Here is a 19,284-nt window from a genome sequence, read left to right on the forward strand (position 1 = left end):
GGTGCGATGCCGGTTGCCCGGCGTCGATGTCATCATGCCGACGCCGGTGCCGGACGACGATGCGCAACAGACGCAGCCGCGAACTTCTGGGTCATGCGGCGCGGCAGGCATACGGACGGGGCGGCACTCGCATCCACTTGCCCGCGCGTCGACGACCCACGGCACGTGGTCCGCACAACACCAACCTGAACAGGCGACGGAGCGACTTCGCGATGATCTTCCGGCAACTTTTCGACCCGCAATCGTCGACATACACGTATCTGCTCGCCGACAGCGCGTCGCGCGAAGCGCTGCTGATCGACCCCGTATTCGAGCAGGTGCGCCGCGACGCGGCGCTGCTCGACGAGCTCGGATTGCGGCTCGTCGCGACCGTCGACACGCACGTGCATGCCGATCACGTGACGGGCGCATGGCTGCTGAAGCAGCGCACGGGCAGCGCGATCGCGATCTCGGCCGCGAGCGGCGCGCAGGGTGCCGACCGCTACCTGAACGACGGCGACCGCTGCGCATTCGGCTCGCGCTACCTGACCGTGCGCGCGACGCCCGGCCACACGAACGGCTGCATCAGCCTCGTGCTCGACGACGAATCGATGGCGTTCACCGGCGACTGCCTGCTGATCCGCGGCACGGGCCGCACCGACTTCCAGCAGGGCGACCCGCGCGCGCTGTATCGCGCGGTGCACGGCCGGCTCTTCACGTTGCCGGCCGCGTGCCTGCTGTATCCGGCGCACGACTATCGCGGGCTCACGGTGACGAGCGTCGGCGAGGAGCGGCGCTTCAATCCGCGCCTCGGCGGCGATCTCAGCGAAGACGATTTCGCCGGCTACATGCGCAACCTCGGGCTCGCGCACCCGCGCCAGATCGACGTCGCGGTGCCGGCGAACCTGCGGTGCGGCGTTGCCGCGAACGCGCCCGATGCGCAGGCGTCGCCCGACTGGGCGCCGCTCGTCTATACGTTCGCCGGCTTCTGGGAAATCGATCCGCAATGGCTCGAGGATCATCTGCCGGCGGTGCAGGTCGTCGACGTGCGCGAACCGGATGAATTCACGGGCCCGCTAGGCCACCTGCCCGGCGCGATGCCGATTCCGCTCGGCGAACTGGCCGCACGCACCGACGAGATCGCGCGCGACCGGCCGGTCGTGACCGTGTGCCGGGCCGGCGGGCGATCCGCGCAGGCGAACGTGATCCTGCAGAAAGCCGGCTTCGACACGGTCGCGAATCTCGGCGGCGGGATGCTGCGCTGGCGCGCCGAAGGGCGCGTCGTGATGGACGGCCGGTCGTAGCGCGTCGAGGCCGCGCAAAAAAAATTCCGGACCGATGTCGAAACGGCCGGTCGCCGTTCGTCGTCAAGGTATCCGAGATCATGTGGCGCCGCATGCCGCGGCGCCGATACCCTGAGAGGCCGCACGATGATGCCGACGCTTTACGCCCATCCGTTTTCGTCCTACTGCCAGAAAGTGCTGACCGCGCTGTACGAGAACGGCACGCCGTTCGAATATCGCGTGCTCGCGCACGACGATCCGAAGCCGATGCAGGAACTGACCGCGCTGTGGCCGCTGAAGCGTTTTCCGGTGCTGGTCGATGCGGGCCGCACCGTGGTCGAGGCGTCGATCATCATCGAGTATCTCGGCCTGAACCATCCGGGCCCCGTGCGCCTGCTGCCCGACGATCCGCACGCGGCGCTCGAGGTGCGGATGATGGATCGCTTCTTCGACAACTACGTATCGACGCCGCAGCAGAAGGTCGTGCACGACGCGCTGCGGCCGGAGGCCGAGCGCGATGCACGGGGTGTCGCCGATGCGCGCGCGATGCTTGAAACGTCATATGCGTGGCTGGACCAGAAGATGGCCGATCGCGAATGGGCGGCCGGCGACCGCTTCAGCCTCGCCGATTGCGGCGCGGCACCGTTCCTGTTCTACGCGGACTGGACGCACCGGATCGATCCGTCGTTCGCGAACGTGATCGCGTATCGGAAGCGTCTGCTTGCGCGGCCGTCGTTCGCGAGAGCGGTCGACGAGGCGCGGCCGTTTCGCTCGTTCTTTCCGCTCGGCGCGCCCGATCGAGATTGATTGGCGCGGCCGTCGCTCGGCGCGCAGCAGTCGCGCATGGCCGGCAGCGCGTGCCGGGGCGACGGAAGGAAAGCAGCGGCAGCATCGCGGCGCCCGCCCGTCACATCGTGTGCGTGGCCGACTGCGCGAGCGTCAGCAGTTCGTCGAACTGCGTGATCAACTCGAAGCACAGCAGGAACGCGAGCGTATAGGCCGGCGCGGGGAAGCGCCGGATCATCTCCAGCACCTGCGGCGCGAAGCGCGACCGGACCGCGTCGCGCGTCAGCAGCCACGCGATCGCGATGCCGATCGCGGCGCCCGCGATCAGGTCGGTCGGGTAGTGAAAGCCGAGATAGGCGCGCGGCACGCAGATGAACACGACGGAATACAGCAGCGCGAACACGCCGGCGCGGCGCGCGATGATGAAGATGCCGGTCGCGATCGCCATCCACAGCATCGCGTGATCGCTCGGAAACGAACTCCACGCCTGCAGCGTCGCCGCGCGCAGTTCGGCGGACGGGAAGTGCAGGTGCAGGTCGGGGTTGTAGATCGGCCGCACGCGGAACGGCAGCACCTGCGCGAGCAGCCGGCCGATCGCGAGCGCGATGAGCCCGCTCGCGACCGTCGCGATAACCAGTTCGCGTTGCCGCTCGCGGTTCGGGCCCGGCTGGAACCACAGCCAGCACAGCACGGGAATCAGTACGAAGCCCTTGAACGTGTACAGGCCGGCGATCACGCGGATCGCGTGATTCATCAGCGGGCCGAACGTTACGTGGGTGAGGAAGATCTGGATCGTGGTGTCGAAATTGTTCATGTTCTGTGACCCCGGCGGGCGCGCAGTGCATGACGTGCGGCCGGCAGGATCTGGAAGCGCGCTCGTACCGGAGCGCAACGGGGGGCAAGTATGTCACCCGTTATTTCGAAGAAAATGCAAAAAAATACCGGGAATCCCCTGATAAAACGGGGCTGCGCGGTGGGGCCGGATGGCGGAGTGCCGAGCGGCGGGGGCACGGTCGAATCGTCCGACGTTTGTGCATCGATGCGCGCGATCGCCGGAAAAATAATTGGTTGAACTGGACAATTCGGCAAGCCGGTGCGGACCTTGCGCCGGATGAACGAATGCGGGTGATGCCCTGTGCGAATCTGTCAGGCCACGCACCGCGCTGCATGCGCCGGTCGAAAATAAAAAGAAAAGGCGGGCAAGCCCTATGGGCCTGCCCGCCTCGGCTGCGCGACGTCGAATTTCAGTTGCGCCAGACCCGCACGGCGAGCGCGGCCAGCGACGTCGCGACGGCCAGCGCGGTCACCGCATTCCAGCCCAGTTGCGCGAGCAACGAACTGCCGATCGCGGCACCGGCCGCCATCCCGATGAACATGCCGACGAACAGCACCGCGTTGAGGCGGCTGCGCGACGCGGGATCGATCCGATAGACGATTGCCTGGTGCGCAATCAGCGTCGCCTGCACGCCGAGATCGAAGCCGATCGTCGCGACCGCGAGCAGCACGAGCTGCGCATGCGGCGACATCAGCGGCGCGGCGGCCATCGACGCGAATGACAGCGTCGCGATGCCGATACCGATGCGCGTGACGCGCTCGGGGCCGTGATGGTCGGCCAGACGGCCGGCGATGGGCGCAGCCAGCGCACCGGCGGCACCCGCGAGGCCGAACGCGCCCGCGGCCGCGCTGCCGAGGTGGAACGGCGCGCCGTGCAGCATCACCGCGAGCGTCGACCAGAACGCGCTGAACCCGATGGACAGCAGCCCCTGCGCGAGCGCGGCGCGACGCAGTGCCGGATGGTCGCGCCACAACGCGCCGAGCGAGCCGATCAGCGCGCGATACGGCAGGCGCGTGGTCGGTTCGAAGCGCGGCAGCCCGCGCGCGGCGACGACGCCGATCGCGGCGACGCTGGCGGCCGCGAGCGCGAACATCGCGCGCCAGCCGGCCGTCTCGGCGACGAAGCCGGCCACGACGCGCGACAGCAGGATGCCGAGCAGCAGCCCCGTCATCACCGTGCCGACGATGCGGCCGCGATGCGCGTCATGTGCGAGCGTCGCGGCGGCCGGCACGACGTCCTGCGCCATCGTCGCGGCGAGGCCGATCGCGAAGCTCGCCGCGAGCAGCAGCCCGAGCGACGGCGCGACGGCGGCGAGCAGCAGTGCGGCGACCAGCGCGGCGGCCTTGGTCACGATCACGCGGCGCCGGTCGAAGCGGTCGCCGAGCGGCGCGAGCAGCAGGATGCCGAGCGCATAGCCGAGCTGCGTGAGCGTCGGCACGAAGCCGATCGCACGCGCCGACGCGCCGAGATCGGCCCCGAGTGCGCCGAGCATCGGCTGCGCGTAGTAGAGCGGTGCGACGCCGAGGCCGGCAGCCGCCGCGAGCAGCAGCACGAGCCGGCGGTCGGGCATCGAATGGGAGGCCGGGCGGGCCGCGGTGTGCGCCACGCGGGGCGCGGCGTCGAGACGGGTCGGAGTGGACATGGCGTGCATCCTGGGTTGGATAACGGGATGGACGCGAGTGTGGCGGCACGCGGCCGGCGACGGTAGTGCCGCCTCGCGAAGATTTGTTATACGCTCCACGAATGAACGAAAGATCTCCCACTTCTCCCGCTGCTGGCGGCTCTCCACGCATTCAGACGGTGCCGGTGGACGGCGCCGGTTATCGTTTCGAGCTGATGGAAACCTTCGTGCGCATAGTCGAGGCCGGCAGCCTGTCGGCCGCTGCCGCGCAACTGCATACGACGCAGCCGACGATCAGCCGGCGGCTGCAGGCGCTCGAACGCTCGCTCGGCGTGCGGCTGCTGCAACGGACGACGCACACGATGCGGCTGACCGTCGACGGCGAGCGCTGTTTCAAGCGCGCGAAGGAGCTGCTGGCAAACTGGGCGGCGTTCGAGGCCGATCTGCGCGGCGCGCAGGAGGAGCCCGACGGGCTGCTGCGGGTCGCGGTGCCGCACGCATTCGGGCAGGAGCGTTTCATCGGGCCGCTCGCGCAGTTCCTGCACGACTATCCGCGCGTGTCGGTCGAGTGGCTGCTGCAGGACGAGGTGCGGGATTTCGTCGGCAGCGGCATCGATTGCGCGATCCAGGTCGGCGAGCCGACCGATCCGTCCGTCGTCGCGATCCGGCTGACGAAGGTGCCGCGTTTCGTGGTCGCCGCGCCGTCGGTACTGAACGGCGCCGACCTGCCGGCCGACCCCGACGCGCTGGCCGCGTTGCCGTGGCTCGCGTTGCGCACGTATTACCGCACCGAGCTGGCGCTGACGCACGCCGTCACCGGTGAGACGCGGCGCATCGCGATCCGCCCGCGCATCACGACCGCGAACCTGTATGCGCTGCGCAGTGCGGCGCTGCTGGGCGTCGGCGCGTGCGTCGGTTCTTCATGGATGCTGGCCGACCACCTTGCGCGCGGCGAACTCGTGCACCTCGCCCCCGAGTGGCAGGCCGCGCCGTTGCCGGTCTACCTGACCTATCCGCACGCGCAGTTCTATCCGTCGCGGCTCGTGCGGTTCGTCGCGATGATGCGCGAGGCCGTGCCGGGGCTGGTCGAAGGGCACGACGCATGACGCGCTCGGCGCGCCCGGCATGTATCACGCGCCGTAGCAACGCAAGCGCGCGAGATCGACGACGGTGATCCCGCCGTATTCGAGCCGCACGAGCCCTTCCTTCTGCAGCGTCTTCAGTGACTGGTTCGCGACCTGTCGCGTGATGCCGGACAGCAGGCCGAGTTCTTCCTGCGTGATATCGAGGTGATCGCCGCCGCCCGGATACAGCACCGGATTGAACAGCGACGCGAGGCAGCGCGCGAGCCGAGGCGTCGCATCGAGCAGCCGGTCGTATTCGAGCAGCGCCATGAAATGCGACAGCCGTTCGTTGAGCTGACGGACCAGGAAGCGGTTGAACGCGACGCTGTGCTCGACGAGCCACATGAAGGTCGGCCGTTCCATGAAGGCCATGCGCGTGTCGCGCAGCGCGACGATGTCGTAGCGGCGAGGCTCGTTCTTCAGCACGGTGCCCTCGCCGAACCAGCCGCCGGCCGGCACGCCGGTGAACGTGACGCTGCGCCCTTCCGGCGACACCGTGCCGATCTTGATCAGGCCGGTCACGACGCCGGTCCAGCTTTCGAGCACGGTGTTTTTCGGGCAGATGCACGCGCCGCGCGCGAACGTCTTCTCGACGATGCCCGCGCAGGCGCGCTCCGCCTCGTCGTCGGGCAGCTCGATCGACCACGCGGCGATATGCGCGAGCCGCGCGCGGCCGATGCCGGGGCGCGCGGTGCCGGTGCCGGGGACGGACGGCTCAGTCACGCCGGATGCCTTCGGGCAGCGCGCTGATGCGGCGTACTTCGGGCGAATCGAGCCACGCGCGCGACGCGACGCAATCGACGAACATCGCGGTCGCGTCCTCGCCCCAGAAAAGGTTGCCGTCGAGTCCGAACGTCGGCACGCCGAACACGCCGCGCGCAATCGCGTCGTCGGTATACGCGCGCAGTGCGTTCTTCACTTCCTGCGCATCGACGGCGGTCACGCCTTCGGGGAAGCCGACGGCGTCGCACAGCGCGGCGAAGCCCTCCGGCGACGCGACGTCATGCCCGTCGCGCCAGATATGGCGGAAGATGCGCCGGATCGCATCGAGCGAACCGCCCATCGCGATTGCGAGCCGCAGCGGCTTGATCGGATTGAACGGATGCGCGGGCGGCATCCGGTATGCGATGCCGAGCTGCCCGGCGCGGTAATGCGCGTAGCGATAGATGAACCCGCGCTTGGCGGCGATCTCGGTGGGGCCCTTTTGCCCGCAGTGCTTCAGCAACGCGCCGAGCACGACGGGGCGCGGCTCGACGCTCAGCGTCCGCGGCAGCCGGTCGAACTGCTCGAGCTGCAGATACGCGAACGGCGAACCGAAATCGAAATACCACGTGGCGGTTTGCTTGGGGCTCATCGCGCGAGTCCTTCCGGGGTTGCCGGCGCGGCCTGCACGTGCCGCGTCGGCGCCAGCGTGAACGGCGCGCCGGTCATGGCGCGGATTTCATCCAGTGTGGCATGCGACAGGATTTCGCGCAGCACCAGGCCGTCGTCCGTCACGTCGAACACAGCATGTTCGGTGACGATCACCTTCACGCAGCCGCTGCCGGTGAGCGGCAGCGTGCAGCGCGGCAGGATCTTCGGGCGGCCGTGCTTGTCGGTGTGCTGGAGCGCGGCGATTACCTTGCGCGTGCCGTGGCACAGGTCCATCGCGCCGCCGATCCCGGGCCACCATTTGCCGTCGCGCCGGCACGCCCAGTTCGCGAGGTTGCCCTGCGTGTCGACCTGCAGCGCGCCGAGGATCGTGACGTCGATGTAGCCGTTGCGCATCGCGCCGAGCGACGTCGCGAGATCCATCAGCGCCGCGCCGGGCGGCAACGTGATCGGTTCGCAGCCGGCGTTGGTGACGTCGCTGTCGAGTGCGTCGAGCGACGGCCGGCCGCCGAAGCCGAACGCGCCGTTCTCGGTATGGAAGATCACGCCGGCGTCGGCGTCGAGATAGTTCGCGGTCAGCGTGGGGATGCCGAGCCCCAGGTTGACGACTTCGCCCGCGCGCAACTCCTGCGCGCAGCGGGCAGCGATGCGTTGTTTCGGATGCGTGGGCAGCGCGGGGGCGGGCATGGCGGTCTCCTTCAAGGCGTGTGCGGGGGCGCGTCGATCAGGCGTGCGCTGCGTCGTCGGCGGTCGGCAGCCGGCCGAGCTTCGTCCATTGCCGGCGGTACAGCGCGTGCTGTTCGTCGAGCGTCAGCCCGTGCACGACCGCATCGACGAACACGCCGGGACAACCGACCCGCTCGGGCGGAATCGCGCCGACCTCGACGATCTCGTTGACTTCGACGATCGTATAGCGGCCCGCCATCGCGATGTCGCGCTGGTTCTGCAGCGACGTGCCGCGAAACTCGACGTTGCCGAACGTGTCGGCGCGCCAGCCCTTGATGATCGACACGTCCGCGGTGAGCGGCGGCTCGACGAAGCACGTGCGGCCGTCGATCTCGATCTTCCGCTTGGGCGCATCGAGGGCGGGGAACATGCCCGACTGGTCGAGGATGCCGACGCCGACCGGCACGAGCACGCCGCCCAGGCCCATAGCGCCGGCGCGCACCTTCTCGGCCCAGGTGCCCATCGGGAAGAACTCCGTCACGCGCACCGCGTCGGTCAGGTACGCGTGCGTCGACTCGTCGGTCGTGCCGACGTGCGTGCCGATGAATTCGGCGAGCTGGCCGGACGCGAACAGCCGCGCCTTGAGGAAGCCGCCGCGCAGGCCGGGCGTGTTGGCGATCAGCGTCAATCCGTTCACGTCGCGACGCAGCAATGCTTCGATGCAGACGGCGGCTTCGCCTGCGCCGACGAATTCGCCGAGCATCAGGCGGCTGCCGGAGTGCACGTGCGACAGCGCGTCGTCGACCGGTATCACCTTGTTCGCGTAGCGCATCGGCGTCTCCTCCCGGGTTGTGATGCCGCGAGTGTAGGCGGCGCGGTGGGCGGACGTTGTCTTGTGGATGACAATTGCGGCGGCGGATCGGCCGGCGCGCGGCGGAATCGGGCGGACGTCACGAAGCGCATCCGGCCCGCGGTCCGCAGGCTCAGCCGCGCCGGATTCCTTCGGGCAGCGCGCTGATGCGGCGCACCTCGGGCGAGTCGAGCCACGCGCGGGACGTAGCGCAGTCGGCGAACATGTCGGTCGCATCCTCGCCCCAGAACAGGTCGCCGTCGAGTTCGAAAGTCGGCACGCCGAATACGCCGAGCGCGATCGCACGATCGGTGTTCGCGCGCAGCGCGTCCTTCACCGGCTGTGCTTCGACGGCCGTTACGCCCTCGGGAAAACCGACGGCTTCGCACAGAGCGGCGAAGCCTTCCGGCGTCGACACGTCATGACCGTCGCGCCAGATATGCCGGAAGATCCGCCGGATCGCATCGAGCGAACTGCCCATCGCGATCGCGAGGCGCAGCGGCTTGATCGGGTTGAACGGGTGGGCCGGCGGCATCCGGAACGGGATGCCGAGCTTGTCCGCGCGATATTGCGCGTGGCGATAGGTGAAGACGCGTTTCGCCGCAATCTCCGCCGGCGCTTTCTGGCCCCAGTGCGCGAGCAGCGCGCCGAGCACGATCGGCCGCGGCTCGAACGCCGCGGCGGGCGGCAACCGGTCGAATTGTTCCTGCTGCAGGTAGGCGAACGGCGAGACGAAATCGAAATACCAGGTGGCGGTGCGCGCGGCGTTCATGGCGGATGCCCCTCTTGTGCATGGCCGGTTGACGGTTGCAAGCATGGTGCGCACACGGGCGGCGTGCGATGCGTGCATCGGCGGCCAGTGTCGCACGCGGCCGCCGTTTGCGCTGTCGCGCTTCCGGACGCGCGCGCGGCCGACTAGGCCCCCGCGGCGTCGTCCGCTGCCGACGCGAGCCGCGCGAGACTGTCGCGCACGGCGGCCGCGTCGTAGCGTGCGCCTGCGCCGCCGAGTGCGACGGTCGCCTTCTGCGCGAGCGGCAGCAGCATCGCGAGTGCCGCCGCCATCGTCGGCGCGGCGGCGAGCCGCGATTTCGGGCCCGACACGGTCAGCGCGCCGACGCATGCGCCGGCAGCATCGAACACGGGCGCGGACGCCGACGCCGTCTCGGGGTCGCGCTCGCCGTACGACGCGGCCCACAGTCGTTCGCGCACGTCGTTCCAGCGTGCGTCCTGCGTGTCGGTGAACGCCAGCAGCACCTTCCCGGACGCGCCCTGGCCAACCGGAAACTCCTCGCCGACGCGAATCGACACGCGCACTGCGCGTGCGGGCTCGACGCGGTAGAGCACCGAGCGCATGTCGCCCTGGCGCACATAGAACGACGCGGTTTCCCCGAGTTCGCGGCTCAGCGTCTCGAGCAGCGGCTCGACCACCGGGCCGACCCGGAACGAGCGCTGGTACAGCGCGGCGAGCCGCAGCGGCTCGTGCCCGACCGCGTACTGGCCGTCGTCGAGCTTGCGCATGAAGCCGCCATGTTCGAGCGCGGCGAGCAGACGCAGGATCGTGCTCTTGTACAACCCGGTGCGGCGCGACAGTTCGGCGAGCGACAGCCGGTCGTCGGTCGGTCCGAATGCACGGAGGATCGCGAACGCACGGTCGAGCACGGCGACGCCGCTGGAGGCTTCCTCGGCCGACGAATCGGGCCCGTCGCCGGCGTGATCTGCTTGAGTCGTAGGCACTGCCTGCTTCCTTCGGATGATGGTCGGTCGACTATATCGTTCTGTCTGGTAGAACTCAAGTTCCAGAAAATCGCAATTTTGCGGGTATACCCCGCTTACAGCCCATTCGGCACGCGCCTAAAGTTCTATCAAACAGAACGATGTTCTTTCAGATAGAACGATGAGGTATCGAATGAGCGTTTCCGAATATCCGAAGGTGCTGGTCAGCGAGGTCGGGCCGCGCGATGGCCTGCAGAGCATCAGGACCGTGATGCCGACGGCCGGCAAGCTGCGCTGGATCACCGCGCTGGCCGCGGCCGGCCTGCGCGAGATCGAGGTGGGGTCGTTCGTGCCGGCCAGGCTGTTGCCGCAGATGGCCGATGTGCGCGAAGTCGTCGCGCATGCTCTGGCGATTCCCGGGCTGCACGTCGCCGCACTTGCGCCGAACCTGCGCGGCGCCGAGGGCGCATTCGACGCGGGCGCACACAAGCTGACGCTGCCGGTATCGGTGACGGAAGCGCATTCGCTGGCGAACATCCGCAAGACGCCCGCGCAGATGATCGACGAGGTGCGCGCGATCGTCGCGCTGCGCGATGCGCGGTTTCCGTCGGTGCAGATCGAGGCGGGCGTGTCGGTCGCGTTCGGCTGCACGATCGCGGGCGCCGTCAGCGACGACGAGACGATCGCGATGGCCGTCGCGATGGCCGAGTGCGGCGTCGACGAAATCGGGTTGTCCGATACGAGCGGTTATGCGAACCCGGCGCAGGTGCGCCGGCTGTTTGCGCGCCTGCGGCGCGAAGTCGGCGACAAGGCGGGCGGCGCGCATTTCCACAACACGCGCGGGCAGGGGCTTGCGAACGTCGTCGCGGCGCTCGATGCGGGCGTGACGACGATCGACGCGAGCCAGGGCGGCCTCGGCGGCTGCCCGTATGCGCCGGGCGCGACCGGCAACATCGTCACCGAGGATCTCGTGTTCCTGCTCGAATCGATGGGAGTCGACACGGGCGTCGACGTCGACGCGCTGCTCGCCGCGCGCGCGATCCTGCACGACGCGCTGCCGTCCGAGGCGCTGTACGGCCACGTGCCGGACGCCGGATTGCCGAAGGGCTTCCGCTATGCGGACGGCCGCGCTCCGACGGCCGCTCAACCGGAAGGATGCCTGACGGGAGTCGCGCAATGAACGGCCGGCTACCTGCTGCGGCACTGCCGTACCAAGGCGTGCGCGTGATCGAGATGACGCACATGGTGATGGGCCCGACCTGCGGCATGCTGCTCGCGGATCTCGGCGCGGAAGTCATCAAGATCGAACCGATCGCGGGCGACAGCACGCGTGCGCTGCGCGGCTCCGGCGCGGGCTTCTTCGGGATGTTCAACCGTAACAAGAAGAGCCTCGCGGTCGACGTGAAGGATCCGCGCGGGCTGGAAATCGTGCTGCGGCTCGTCGGAACGGCGGACGTCTTCAGCGAGAACTTCAAGAGCGGCACGATGGATCGGCTCGGCCTCGGTTATCCCGCGCTGTCCTCGCTGAATCCGCGCATCGTGTACGTGTCGCACAAGGGCTTCCTGCCGGGGCCGTACGAGCATCGCACCGCGCTCGACGAAGTCGTGCAGATGATGGGCGGCCTGGCCTACATGACGGGCCCCGAGGGCCGGCCGCTGCGCGCGGGCTCGAGCGTGAACGACATCATGGGCGGCATGTTCGGCGCGATCGGCGCGATGGCCGCGCTCGCGCAGCGCGAGCGCACCGGCCGCGGCCAGCAGGTGCAGAGTTCGCTGTTCGAGAACAACGTGTTCCTCGTCGCGCAGCACATGATGCAGTTCGCGGTGACGGGGCAGGCCGCGTCGCCGATGCCGAGCCGGATTTCCGCGTGGGCCGTCTACGACGTGTTCCCCGTGAAGGACGGCGAGCAGATCTTTCTCGCGGTCGTGTCGGATACGCAGTGGGCGCTGTTCTGCGATGCGTTCGGCTTTGCGGCGCTGAAGGACGATCCGCGCCTCGCGACCAACAACCTGCGCGTGCAGGCGCGCGAGTGGCTGCTGCCCGAACTGCGCTCGCGGCTCGCGCCGCATTCGGCCGCGGAGATCGGCGCGATCTTCGAATCGATCGGCCTGCCGTACGCGCCGATCACGAAGCCGCAGGACCTGTTCGACGATCCGCATCTGCTGGCGACCGGCGGCCTCGAAGCGGTGACGCTGCCGGCCGACGCGAGCTGCGCAGGCCGGCCGGTCGACACACGCACCGCGCTGCTGCCGCTGACGCTCGCGGGCGAGCGGCTGCGGCTGCGCTCGGCGCCGCCCGCACTCGGCCAGGACACGCACGCGTTGCTCGGCGAGCTCGGCTATGCGCCGGACGACGCGCGTGCGCTGATCGAAGCGGGCGTCGTCGCAGGACAGTACGGCGCGGACGGTGCAGCGCACGGCGACGGGCCGGGCGGCGCGCCTTCGCCGAACGAAGTGGCGAGCGCATAGCGCGGCCGCGATTCATCGAACGAACAAAGGCACCCGGCCGCGCAACGCGCGGGCGCGGATTGCCGCATCCACGGAGACAACCATGACATCCGCTTCCCCGGCGCTGGCCGCCGATCGCGAGACCGATGCATCGGTCGAGCAACGGGCCGTGCGCAAGGCCGCATGGCGTTTCATCCCGCTGCTCGCGCTGGCTTACTTCTTCAACTACCTCGATCGCACGAGCGTCGGGTTCGCGGCGCTCACGATGAACCGCGATCTCGGGCTGACCGCGACGCAGTTCGGCTGGGGCGCGGGGATCATGTTCGCGGGCTACTGCGTGTTCGAGGTGCCGAGCAATCTCGCGCTGTACCGTTTCGGCGCGCGCCGCTGGCTCGCCCGCATCATGATCACGTGGGGGCTGATGGCGGCCGCGACCGCGCTCGCGACCGGGCCGACGAGCTTCTACGCGATCCGGCTGCTGCTGGGCATCGGCGAGGCCGGATTCTTTCCGGGCGTGATCTTCTTCCTCGCCGTGTGGTTTCCGGCGAGCTACCGCACGCGTGTGCTCGCATGGTTCACCGTGTCGACGCCGCTGTCGTCGCTGATCGGCGGCCCGTTGTCGACGTGGCTGCTGCAGCTCGACGGCGCGCTCGGGCTTGCCGGCTGGAAGTGGATGTTCATCGTCGAAGGGCTGCCTGCGTGCGCGCTCGGTTTTATCGTGCTGAAGCTGCTGTCCGATTCGCCGGCGGATGCCGCGTGGCTGTCGGACGACGAGCGTACCGCGCTGCAGCGCGCGTTCGAGCGCGAAGGCGCGGCCGCCGGACGGAAGAAGCAATTCGGCGTCGCGCTGCGCGACGTGCGCGTGTACGTGCTCGCGCTGATCTCGTTCGGCTTCACGATGGGTTCGTACGGGATCGGCATCTGGCTGCCGCAGATGCTGAAGGCGCACGGCATGTCGACGATGCAGACCGGCTGGTTGTCCGCGGTGCCGTACTTCTTCGCGACGGTCGCGCTGCTGTGGTGGGCGAAGCGTGTGGATCGTCGCGGCGGCCCTGTCGCGAACCTCGCAATCGGGCTGTTCATCGGCGCGGTGGCGCTCGGCGTGTCGACGCATTTCCTGACGCTCGGTCCCGCGCTCGTCGGCATCACGCTCGCGCTGATCGGCACGATTGCCGGCCGCACGATCTTCTACACGCTGCCTTCGCGCTTCCTGTCCGGCCAGGCCGCGGCCGGCGGGCTCGCGCTGATCAACTCGATCGGCGCGCTCGGCGGCTTCGCGGGTCCTTATCTCGTCGGCTACCTGAAGGACAGCTTCGGCACCTTCACGGCCGGCATGCTCGGCCTCGCGATCGTCCTCGCGATCACGACGCTGCTCACGTTGTCGCTGTACGCGTTCGACCGGGGCGAATGACATGGACACGACGATTTCGATCAAGCGACGCCGGCTGCTCGGCGCGGCCGCCGCGTCGCTCGCGCTGCCCGCGTTCGCCGATACGCACGCACCGGCCCAAGATGGAGCTTCCCGCATGACGACGCAAGGCAACTATCTCGCGGTCCGCCCCGACTGGCTCGCGTCGGCGCTCGAACCCGCGCTCGAGCCCGACCTGCCGATCGTCGACGCGCATCATCATTTCTATGAACGGCCGGGCTGGATCTACATGCTCGACGATTATCTGCAGGACGCGCGCTCGGGCCACAACATCCAGGCGTCCGTCTACATGCAGGCGCAGACGCGCTATCGCGATTCCGGCCCCACCGAACTGAAGCCGGTAGGCGAGACGGCCTATGTCGCCGGCGTGACCGAGCCGCTGCAGCACGGCCGTCCGGCCGTCGCGAAAGGCATCGTCGGCCACGCGGACCTGCGGCTCGGCGAACGCGTGCGCGACGTGCTGGAAGCGCATCTCGAAGCGGGGCGCGGGCGGTTTCGCGGGGTTCGGCACCTGACCACGTGGGATGCCGATCCGACGCTCGCGAATCCGCTGTCGGCGGTGCCGCGCGGGCTGCTGCTCGATTCCGCGTACCGGGCCGGCGTCGCGCAGCTCGCGCCGCTCGGGCTATCGTATGATGCGTGGCTGTTCTTTCCGCAACTGCCCGAGCTGTTCGATCTTGCGAAGGCGAACCCCGATACGCGGATCGTCGTCAATCACTGCGGCGGCGTCGTAAGGATCGCGAGCTATGCGGACAAGCGGCCGGAGGTGTTCGAGCGCTGGCGGGTGTCGATGCGCGAACTCGCGCAGCTGCCGAACGTGTACGTGAAAGTCGGCGGGCTCGGGATGCGCATCAACGGGTTCGATTTCGAGAAGGGCGCGCGGCCGCCGTCTTCCGCGCAGCTCGCCGACGCGTGGAAGCCGTGGATGCTGACCTGTATCGAAGCATTCGGCGCGGAGCGCTGCATGTTCGAGAGCAATTTCCCGGTCGACAAGGGTTCGTATTCGTACGTGAACGGCTGGAACGCGTTCAAGCGGCTGACCGCGCATGCGAGCCCGGACGAGCGCGATGCGCTGTTCCGCGGCACGGTCACGCGCGCTTACCGGCTCGGCTGACACGCGTCACGGCATGCCCGCGCGTGCTCACCCTGCCTCGACCAGCGCCGCGAGCTTCGCCAGCGCCATGCGCCAGCCGGTCTCGTTGTCGGCGACCGGCACGCCGGGCGGTATCCCGTCGTGCACGGCGTCCACGCGCGTGCCGTCCGCTTCGTCGGACAGCGTGATCGTGATCGTCATTGCGCCGCGCAGCATCGGATCGTCGGTCTCGAACACGTCGATCTCGACGATCTGCTGGTCCGGCACGAGCGTGACGAAGCGGCCGTGGTAGGTATCGGTGCGCGCGGTGGTCTTGCCGGTGTCGGCCGACGGCGCGTCGTAGCTCAGCGACACGCGCAGCGCGCCGCCTTCGCGCGCGTCGTACGCATGCACGCGGCACGTCATGCCGTCGGGCACCTTCCATTGCTCGACCGCGTGCGGATCGAGCAGCGCGCGGTAGACGCGTCCGCGCGGTGCGTTCAGGTGCCGGCTGACCCGGGTCGAATGCGTGTGCGTATGCAACATGTCGCCTCCCGCGGAGCGCGCGCGACGGTGCACGCCGGATGCCGGCGTGTCGTCGTGCTTCCTTCAGGAATCGTAGGCGCGAGCGGGGCGGCTTGCAATGACCGCGCACTCGCCCGCATTCAGCCGTTCAGCCGTTCAGCCGTTCAGCGCAGCGTGGCCGCGAATGCGTCGAGTTGCGTGATGCAGGCGTTCCAGCCCTCGAAGAAGCCGAGCGCTTCGTGGCGCTCGCGCGTCGCGGCATCGGGGTGCATCACGCGCGCCTCGTAGCGGCTGCCCGCAGCGTCGTCGGCCATCGTAATGATTGCCGTGAAGCCCAGCCACGGCACCTGAGGCCGCCAGCCGCCCGCGAGCATCGACGTGAACGCGATGCGCGCTTCTGGCACGATTTCGAGGAAGCAGCCGGGATTGTCGCTCGTGCCGCCATCGGGGCCGCGCATAAACGTATGGAAGGCGCCGCCCGGCCGCAGGTCGAACGCGCGCACCTCGGTGGTCCACGGTTTCGGGCACCACCATTCCTTCAACAGTTCGGGGTCGGTCCACGCATGCCACAGCGCGTGGCGCGGCGCGTGCAGCGTGCGCGTGATGACGAGATCGTGGGCTTCAGCGGGTTCGACGTGGCTTGCTGACATCTTGCTCCTCCTGGTGACGGCGTTCGACGAATTCGACGAGACGATCGGATCGCGCTTCCCACAGCGCACGCTGCGCGGCGAGCCATTCCTCGGCCTCGGTCAGCCGGCTGGCGACCAGCGCGCAGGTGCGCGAGCGGCCGGTTTTCCGGGTCTGGACGAGGCCGCTGCGCTCGAGCACGGCGACATGCTTCTTGACGTCCTCCTCCGTCTAAAGGCGGAGGATTCCCACACCTGGCGATGCACGTCCGCATCGGAGAATGTTCAATGCAGCGTTGATATCGCGATCATGCTCGACACCACAGTTCGGCTCTGTTTGTTAAGCAGTCCGTTGAGTGACTTCACCCGGTAGCGGTAGACAAGAATCATACCGGTGATGCTAACCCGTGGAAGAAGCGGCCTGTCAACAGCACTCCTTTCTTTCCCACCATCAATGGCCGGGTTTACCGGAGCAAATCCTGACGAACGACGGCAGCGCGGTGTCGAACGGCGCTGCCAGTTCAGAGATGGTGCGCCCGCCGCCGCCGAGTGCGCTGACTATCGCGCAGCGTGTCGGATCGGCCAGTGCTTGGAATACGTCGTCGATACCGGGTTGAAAGTTTGCCATGCGGCGAAGCAAAGGCGATGCAGCGGGAATTTTCGTCGCGTACGATGATGGGGCGGTAACATGCGCCGACCGGGCGCCGCGTTGCCGAAAGCCTGCCGCCGTCGCGTGAGCCGCGACGATCGGCCGGTGTTCCTTTTGATCCCGGCATACGCCGCGCTCACGCGGTGCGGCACGCCTGACCACCGGAGATGGCATGACCGAACCTGTTACCGTCCGCCGCGTCGGCGCGAGCGATGCGAGGGCCTGCGTCGATGCGCTGGCCGACGTGCTGATCGATTGCGTCGAGGGCGGCGCGTCCGTCAGCTTCATGTTGCCGATCGAGCGGCCGACCGCCGTCGCATTCTGGACGCGCGTGGCCGACGGCGTGGAGAACGGTGAACGCATCCTGCTCGTCGCCGAGGACGCTGCCGGCAGGATCGTCGGCACCGTGCAGGTCGTGACCGCGCAGCCCGAGAACCAGCCGCATCGCGCGGACATCGCGAAGATGCTCGTGTCGCGGCACGCGCGCCGGCAGGGTGTCGCCGCGCGGCTGATGGCGGCGGCCGACGCTGCTGCGCGCGACGCCGGCAAGACCGTGCTCGTGCTCGACACCGTGACGGGCGGCGACGCCGAGCGGCTGTACGAGCGGGCCGGCTGGCAGCGCGTCGGCGTCGTGCCGAACTACGCGCTGATGCCCGACGGCGCGCTCTGTGCGACGACGTTTTTCCACAAGCAGCTCGCGTAGCGGTGCGCGTTGGCGCCGCTCATCGGCATCCGCCATGCATCGCTGAGAGCTGAGAGCTGAGAGCTGAGAGCTGAGAGCTGAGAGTCGAGAGTCGAGAGTCGAGAGTCGAGAGTCGAGAGTCGAGAGTCGAGAGCAGGGCGGTGCCTGAAGCCGGTCAGAAAGAAAAACAGGGTCGGCAACCATGCCGGTCCGATATATTCACGCAGGTAGAACTCCAACAAAACGCCACGGAACCGCCGCCTCGATGAAACGCTCGCATGTCGCTTTCGCCCTCACGGGCCTGCTCGTCGCACTGCCGATTGCCGCGTACGCGCTCGTCAAGCCGTTGCGCATCGTCGCGCCCGCGCTGATCCCCGGCGTGTCCTGCCCACGCGCCGACATCTGCACGGACGATGCAGCGAAGCTCGGCGACGCACAGCAGCTCTATCGCGACGGCTATGCGCGCGCGGCGGCGGCCGTCGGCGGGTTCCGCGCCGCGCCGCGCGTCGTGTTCTGTTCGACGCGCGCGTGCGCCGACGCATTCGGCCTCGGCCAGCGCGCGGCGCTGACGCTCGGCAATTTCGGCGTGGCCGTGGCGCCGCGCGGCTGGCAGACCTACTTTCTCGCGCACGAGCTGATCCATCACCGCCAGGCCGAAGTGCTCGGCAACCTGGCCGTCGCGACCAAGCCGCGCTGGCTGATCGAAGGGATGGCGTATTCGCTCAGCGAAGATCCGCGCCATCCACTGACGGAGCCGTTCGAATCGTGGCGCACGCGTTTTGACGTGTGGCATGCGGCGCTGGGCGGGCAGCCGCTGTGGGATGCCGCGCGGGCGGTCGAATAGCGCAGGAACGCACGAACGCAGGAACGCACGAACGCACGAACGCACGAAGCGCGCTTCGTTACACCGGCGCAACCCGACCGCCGCGTCCGTCGATGAGCGTATCCCGTCCCGCGTCGAGAATCTCGTCGGCCAGCACGGGATCGGTGCCGGCGATCGCACGCGACAGCACGAGCGCCCCGACCATCTGGCTGAAGACCGCGAGCGCGTCGCGACGCGTCTGCTCCGGCGTTGCGCCTTCGGTCGCCACCATCCGTTCCAGCCGGTCGAGATACACGGCGAGGCCGTGCGCGTAGCACGCGCGCGCCGCCTCGGTCAGTCGCGGCGCGTCGCCCGCGAAGCCGGACAGCGGGCACCCGGCCTCGACATTGTCGCGATGCGCCGCCGACAGATACGACGCCACCTGCGCGGCGAGACTGCCGGCGTTCGGCGAATCCGCGCGGTCCTGCATCGCCTTTTCCATCACCTCGGCGACCAGCGCATCCTTCGACTTGAAGTGGTTGTAGAAGCCGCCCTGCGTGAAGCCGGCTTCCTTCATCAGCTCCGTCAGCCCCACGGCGTCGACGCCGCGTACGCGGAACAGCCGCTCGGCGGCCGCGACGATCGCGCTCCGGTTCTCGGCAGCCTGCTGTCTTGACACGCCCATCGATCCCTCCCCGATTCTGCTGATCGCGTCGATTGAAAAACACAATGGCGATCACAATTGACATGCCCGGGCGGCACGAACACAATGCACCGCAAAGACAATGGTGATCGACATTGATATCGAGTGTAGCCGACTTGG

Annotated in this window: 20 protein-coding genes and 3 pseudogenes; 9 read left to right on the top strand and 14 right to left on the bottom strand. The window is 68.6% G+C overall.

All coding sequences use genetic code 11. The features are described from left to right. Positions 1-212: 212 nt before the first annotated feature. Together KVT39_RS29860 and KVT39_RS29865 are read left to right on the top strand one after the other, a co-directional pair. On the top strand, positions 213-1,283 hold the full coding sequence (locus KVT39_RS29860) for a rhodanese-like domain-containing protein (protein WP_034181824.1): 1,071 nt from the start codon (positions 213-215) through the stop codon (positions 1,281-1,283). 126 nt (positions 1,284-1,409) lie between these two features. Beyond that, a complete protein-coding gene (locus KVT39_RS29865; RefSeq protein ID WP_034181666.1) occupies positions 1,410-2,069 on the top strand; it encodes a glutathione S-transferase family protein in 660 nt (219 codons plus the stop codon). A gap of 100 nt (positions 2,070-2,169) precedes the next feature. Here the strand turns inward: KVT39_RS29865 and KVT39_RS29870 are convergent, their stop codons facing one another. Continuing rightward, a complete protein-coding gene (locus KVT39_RS29870; RefSeq protein ID WP_217590821.1) occupies positions 2,170-2,862 on the bottom strand; it encodes a phosphatase PAP2 family protein in 693 nt (230 codons plus the stop codon). Positions 2,863-3,292: 430 nt separating this feature from the next. Then, positions 3,293-4,525: an MFS transporter gene (locus KVT39_RS29875; RefSeq protein ID WP_217590822.1), complete on the bottom strand. Its 1,233-nt coding sequence runs from the start codon at positions 4,523-4,525 to the stop codon at positions 3,293-3,295. 101 nt (positions 4,526-4,626) lie between these two features. Here KVT39_RS29875 and KVT39_RS29880 point away from each other — a divergent pair, with 101 nt between their 5' ends. After that, entirely contained in the window at positions 4,627-5,610 is a 984-nt protein-coding gene (locus KVT39_RS29880; RefSeq protein ID WP_217590823.1) for a LysR family transcriptional regulator, read from the top strand. Between the two features lie 24 nt (positions 5,611-5,634). On the opposite strand, the gene KVT39_RS29885 is transcribed toward KVT39_RS29880, so the two are convergent. The 6 genes from KVT39_RS29885 to KVT39_RS29910 all read right to left on the bottom strand — a co-directional run bounded on the left by KVT39_RS29885 (position 5,635) and on the right by KVT39_RS29910 (position 10,249). Next, positions 5,635-6,351: a Crp/Fnr family transcriptional regulator gene (locus KVT39_RS29885; protein WP_200882407.1), complete on the bottom strand. Its 717-nt coding sequence runs from the start codon at positions 6,349-6,351 to the stop codon at positions 5,635-5,637. Then, positions 6,344-6,982, bottom strand: a complete 639-nt coding sequence (locus KVT39_RS29890) for a 2-hydroxychromene-2-carboxylate isomerase (protein WP_034181670.1) — start codon at positions 6,980-6,982, stop codon at positions 6,344-6,346. Before KVT39_RS29890 ends, KVT39_RS29885 begins: the two co-directional genes overlap by 8 nt. Continuing rightward, positions 6,979-7,686, bottom strand: coding sequence for a 3-oxoacid CoA-transferase subunit B (locus KVT39_RS29895; protein WP_217590824.1), 708 nt, complete (start codon positions 7,684-7,686; stop codon positions 6,979-6,981). The genes KVT39_RS29890 and KVT39_RS29895 overlap by 4 nt, the downstream gene beginning before the upstream one ends. A gap of 37 nt (positions 7,687-7,723) precedes the next feature. Beyond that, complete coding sequence (locus tag KVT39_RS29900; RefSeq protein WP_034181672.1) at positions 7,724-8,497, bottom strand: CoA transferase subunit A; 774 nt, start codon at positions 8,495-8,497, stop codon at positions 7,724-7,726. A gap of 151 nt (positions 8,498-8,648) precedes the next feature. Continuing rightward, the gene (locus tag KVT39_RS29905) at positions 8,649-9,287 is read right to left on the bottom strand and encodes a 2-hydroxychromene-2-carboxylate isomerase (protein ID WP_105391099.1); all 639 of its coding nucleotides are present in this window, start codon (positions 9,285-9,287) and stop codon (positions 8,649-8,651) included. A gap of 143 nt (positions 9,288-9,430) precedes the next feature. After that, the gene (locus tag KVT39_RS29910; RefSeq protein ID WP_131945999.1) at positions 9,431-10,249 is read right to left on the bottom strand and encodes an IclR family transcriptional regulator; all 819 of its coding nucleotides are present in this window, start codon (positions 10,247-10,249) and stop codon (positions 9,431-9,433) included. A 172-nt stretch (positions 10,250-10,421) separates the two neighbouring features. Between KVT39_RS29910 and KVT39_RS29915 the strand changes: the two genes are divergently transcribed. From KVT39_RS29915 to KVT39_RS29930, 4 genes are all read left to right on the top strand, one after another. Then, entirely contained in the window at positions 10,422-11,408 is a 987-nt protein-coding gene (locus KVT39_RS29915) for a hydroxymethylglutaryl-CoA lyase (protein WP_217590825.1), read from the top strand. Further along, on the top strand, positions 11,405-12,697 hold the full coding sequence (locus tag KVT39_RS29920) for a CaiB/BaiF CoA-transferase family protein (protein WP_131946001.1): 1,293 nt from the start codon (positions 11,405-11,407) through the stop codon (positions 12,695-12,697). Before KVT39_RS29915 ends, KVT39_RS29920 begins: the two co-directional genes overlap by 4 nt. A gap of 82 nt (positions 12,698-12,779) precedes the next feature. Then, complete coding sequence (locus KVT39_RS29925; protein ID WP_217590826.1) at positions 12,780-14,087, top strand: MFS transporter; 1,308 nt, start codon at positions 12,780-12,782, stop codon at positions 14,085-14,087. A gap of 1 nt (position 14,088) precedes the next feature. After that, on the top strand, positions 14,089-15,219 hold the full coding sequence (locus tag KVT39_RS29930; RefSeq protein ID WP_217590827.1) for an amidohydrolase: 1,131 nt from the start codon (positions 14,089-14,091) through the stop codon (positions 15,217-15,219). A gap of 27 nt (positions 15,220-15,246) precedes the next feature. Here the strand turns inward: KVT39_RS29930 and KVT39_RS29935 are convergent, their stop codons facing one another. From KVT39_RS29935 to KVT39_RS29950, 5 genes and pseudogenes are all read right to left on the bottom strand, one after another. Continuing rightward, complete coding sequence (locus tag KVT39_RS29935; protein WP_034181826.1) at positions 15,247-15,723, bottom strand: SRPBCC family protein; 477 nt, start codon at positions 15,721-15,723, stop codon at positions 15,247-15,249. Positions 15,724-15,866: 143 nt separating this feature from the next. Beyond that, entirely contained in the window at positions 15,867-16,352 is a 486-nt protein-coding gene (locus tag KVT39_RS29940) for an SRPBCC family protein (RefSeq protein ID WP_217590828.1), read from the bottom strand. Beyond that, a pseudogene (locus KVT39_RS38115) lies at positions 16,324-16,542 on the bottom strand (transcriptional regulator); the annotation flags it as partial. The pseudogene KVT39_RS38115 and the gene KVT39_RS29940, both read right to left, overlap by 29 nt. Positions 16,543-16,560: 18 nt before the next feature. Beyond that, positions 16,561-16,653, bottom strand: a pseudogene (locus KVT39_RS38695) (hypothetical protein); the annotation flags it as partial. Positions 16,654-16,806: 153 nt separating this feature from the next. Beyond that, positions 16,807-16,956: pseudogene (locus KVT39_RS29950) on the bottom strand (ArsR/SmtB family transcription factor); the annotation flags it as partial. A 193-nt stretch (positions 16,957-17,149) separates the two neighbouring features. On the opposite strand from KVT39_RS29950, the gene KVT39_RS29955 reads away from it, so the two are divergent. After that, entirely contained in the window at positions 17,150-17,680 is a 531-nt protein-coding gene (locus KVT39_RS29955; RefSeq protein ID WP_217590829.1) for a GNAT family N-acetyltransferase, read from the top strand. 244 nt (positions 17,681-17,924) lie between these two features. Continuing rightward, positions 17,925-18,503, top strand: coding sequence for a hypothetical protein (locus tag KVT39_RS29960; RefSeq protein ID WP_217590830.1), 579 nt, complete (start codon positions 17,925-17,927; stop codon positions 18,501-18,503). Positions 18,504-18,561: 58 nt separating this feature from the next. On the opposite strand, the gene KVT39_RS29965 is transcribed toward KVT39_RS29960, so the two are convergent. Continuing rightward, positions 18,562-19,146, bottom strand: a complete 585-nt coding sequence (locus KVT39_RS29965) for a TetR/AcrR family transcriptional regulator (RefSeq protein WP_217590831.1) — start codon at positions 19,144-19,146, stop codon at positions 18,562-18,564. Positions 19,147-19,284: the final 138 nt, after the last annotated feature.

The organism is Burkholderia sp. GbtcB21 (genome assembly GCF_019091065.1).
GTDB classification, from domain to species: domain Bacteria; phylum Pseudomonadota; class Gammaproteobacteria; order Burkholderiales; family Burkholderiaceae; genus Burkholderia; species Burkholderia pyrrocinia_C.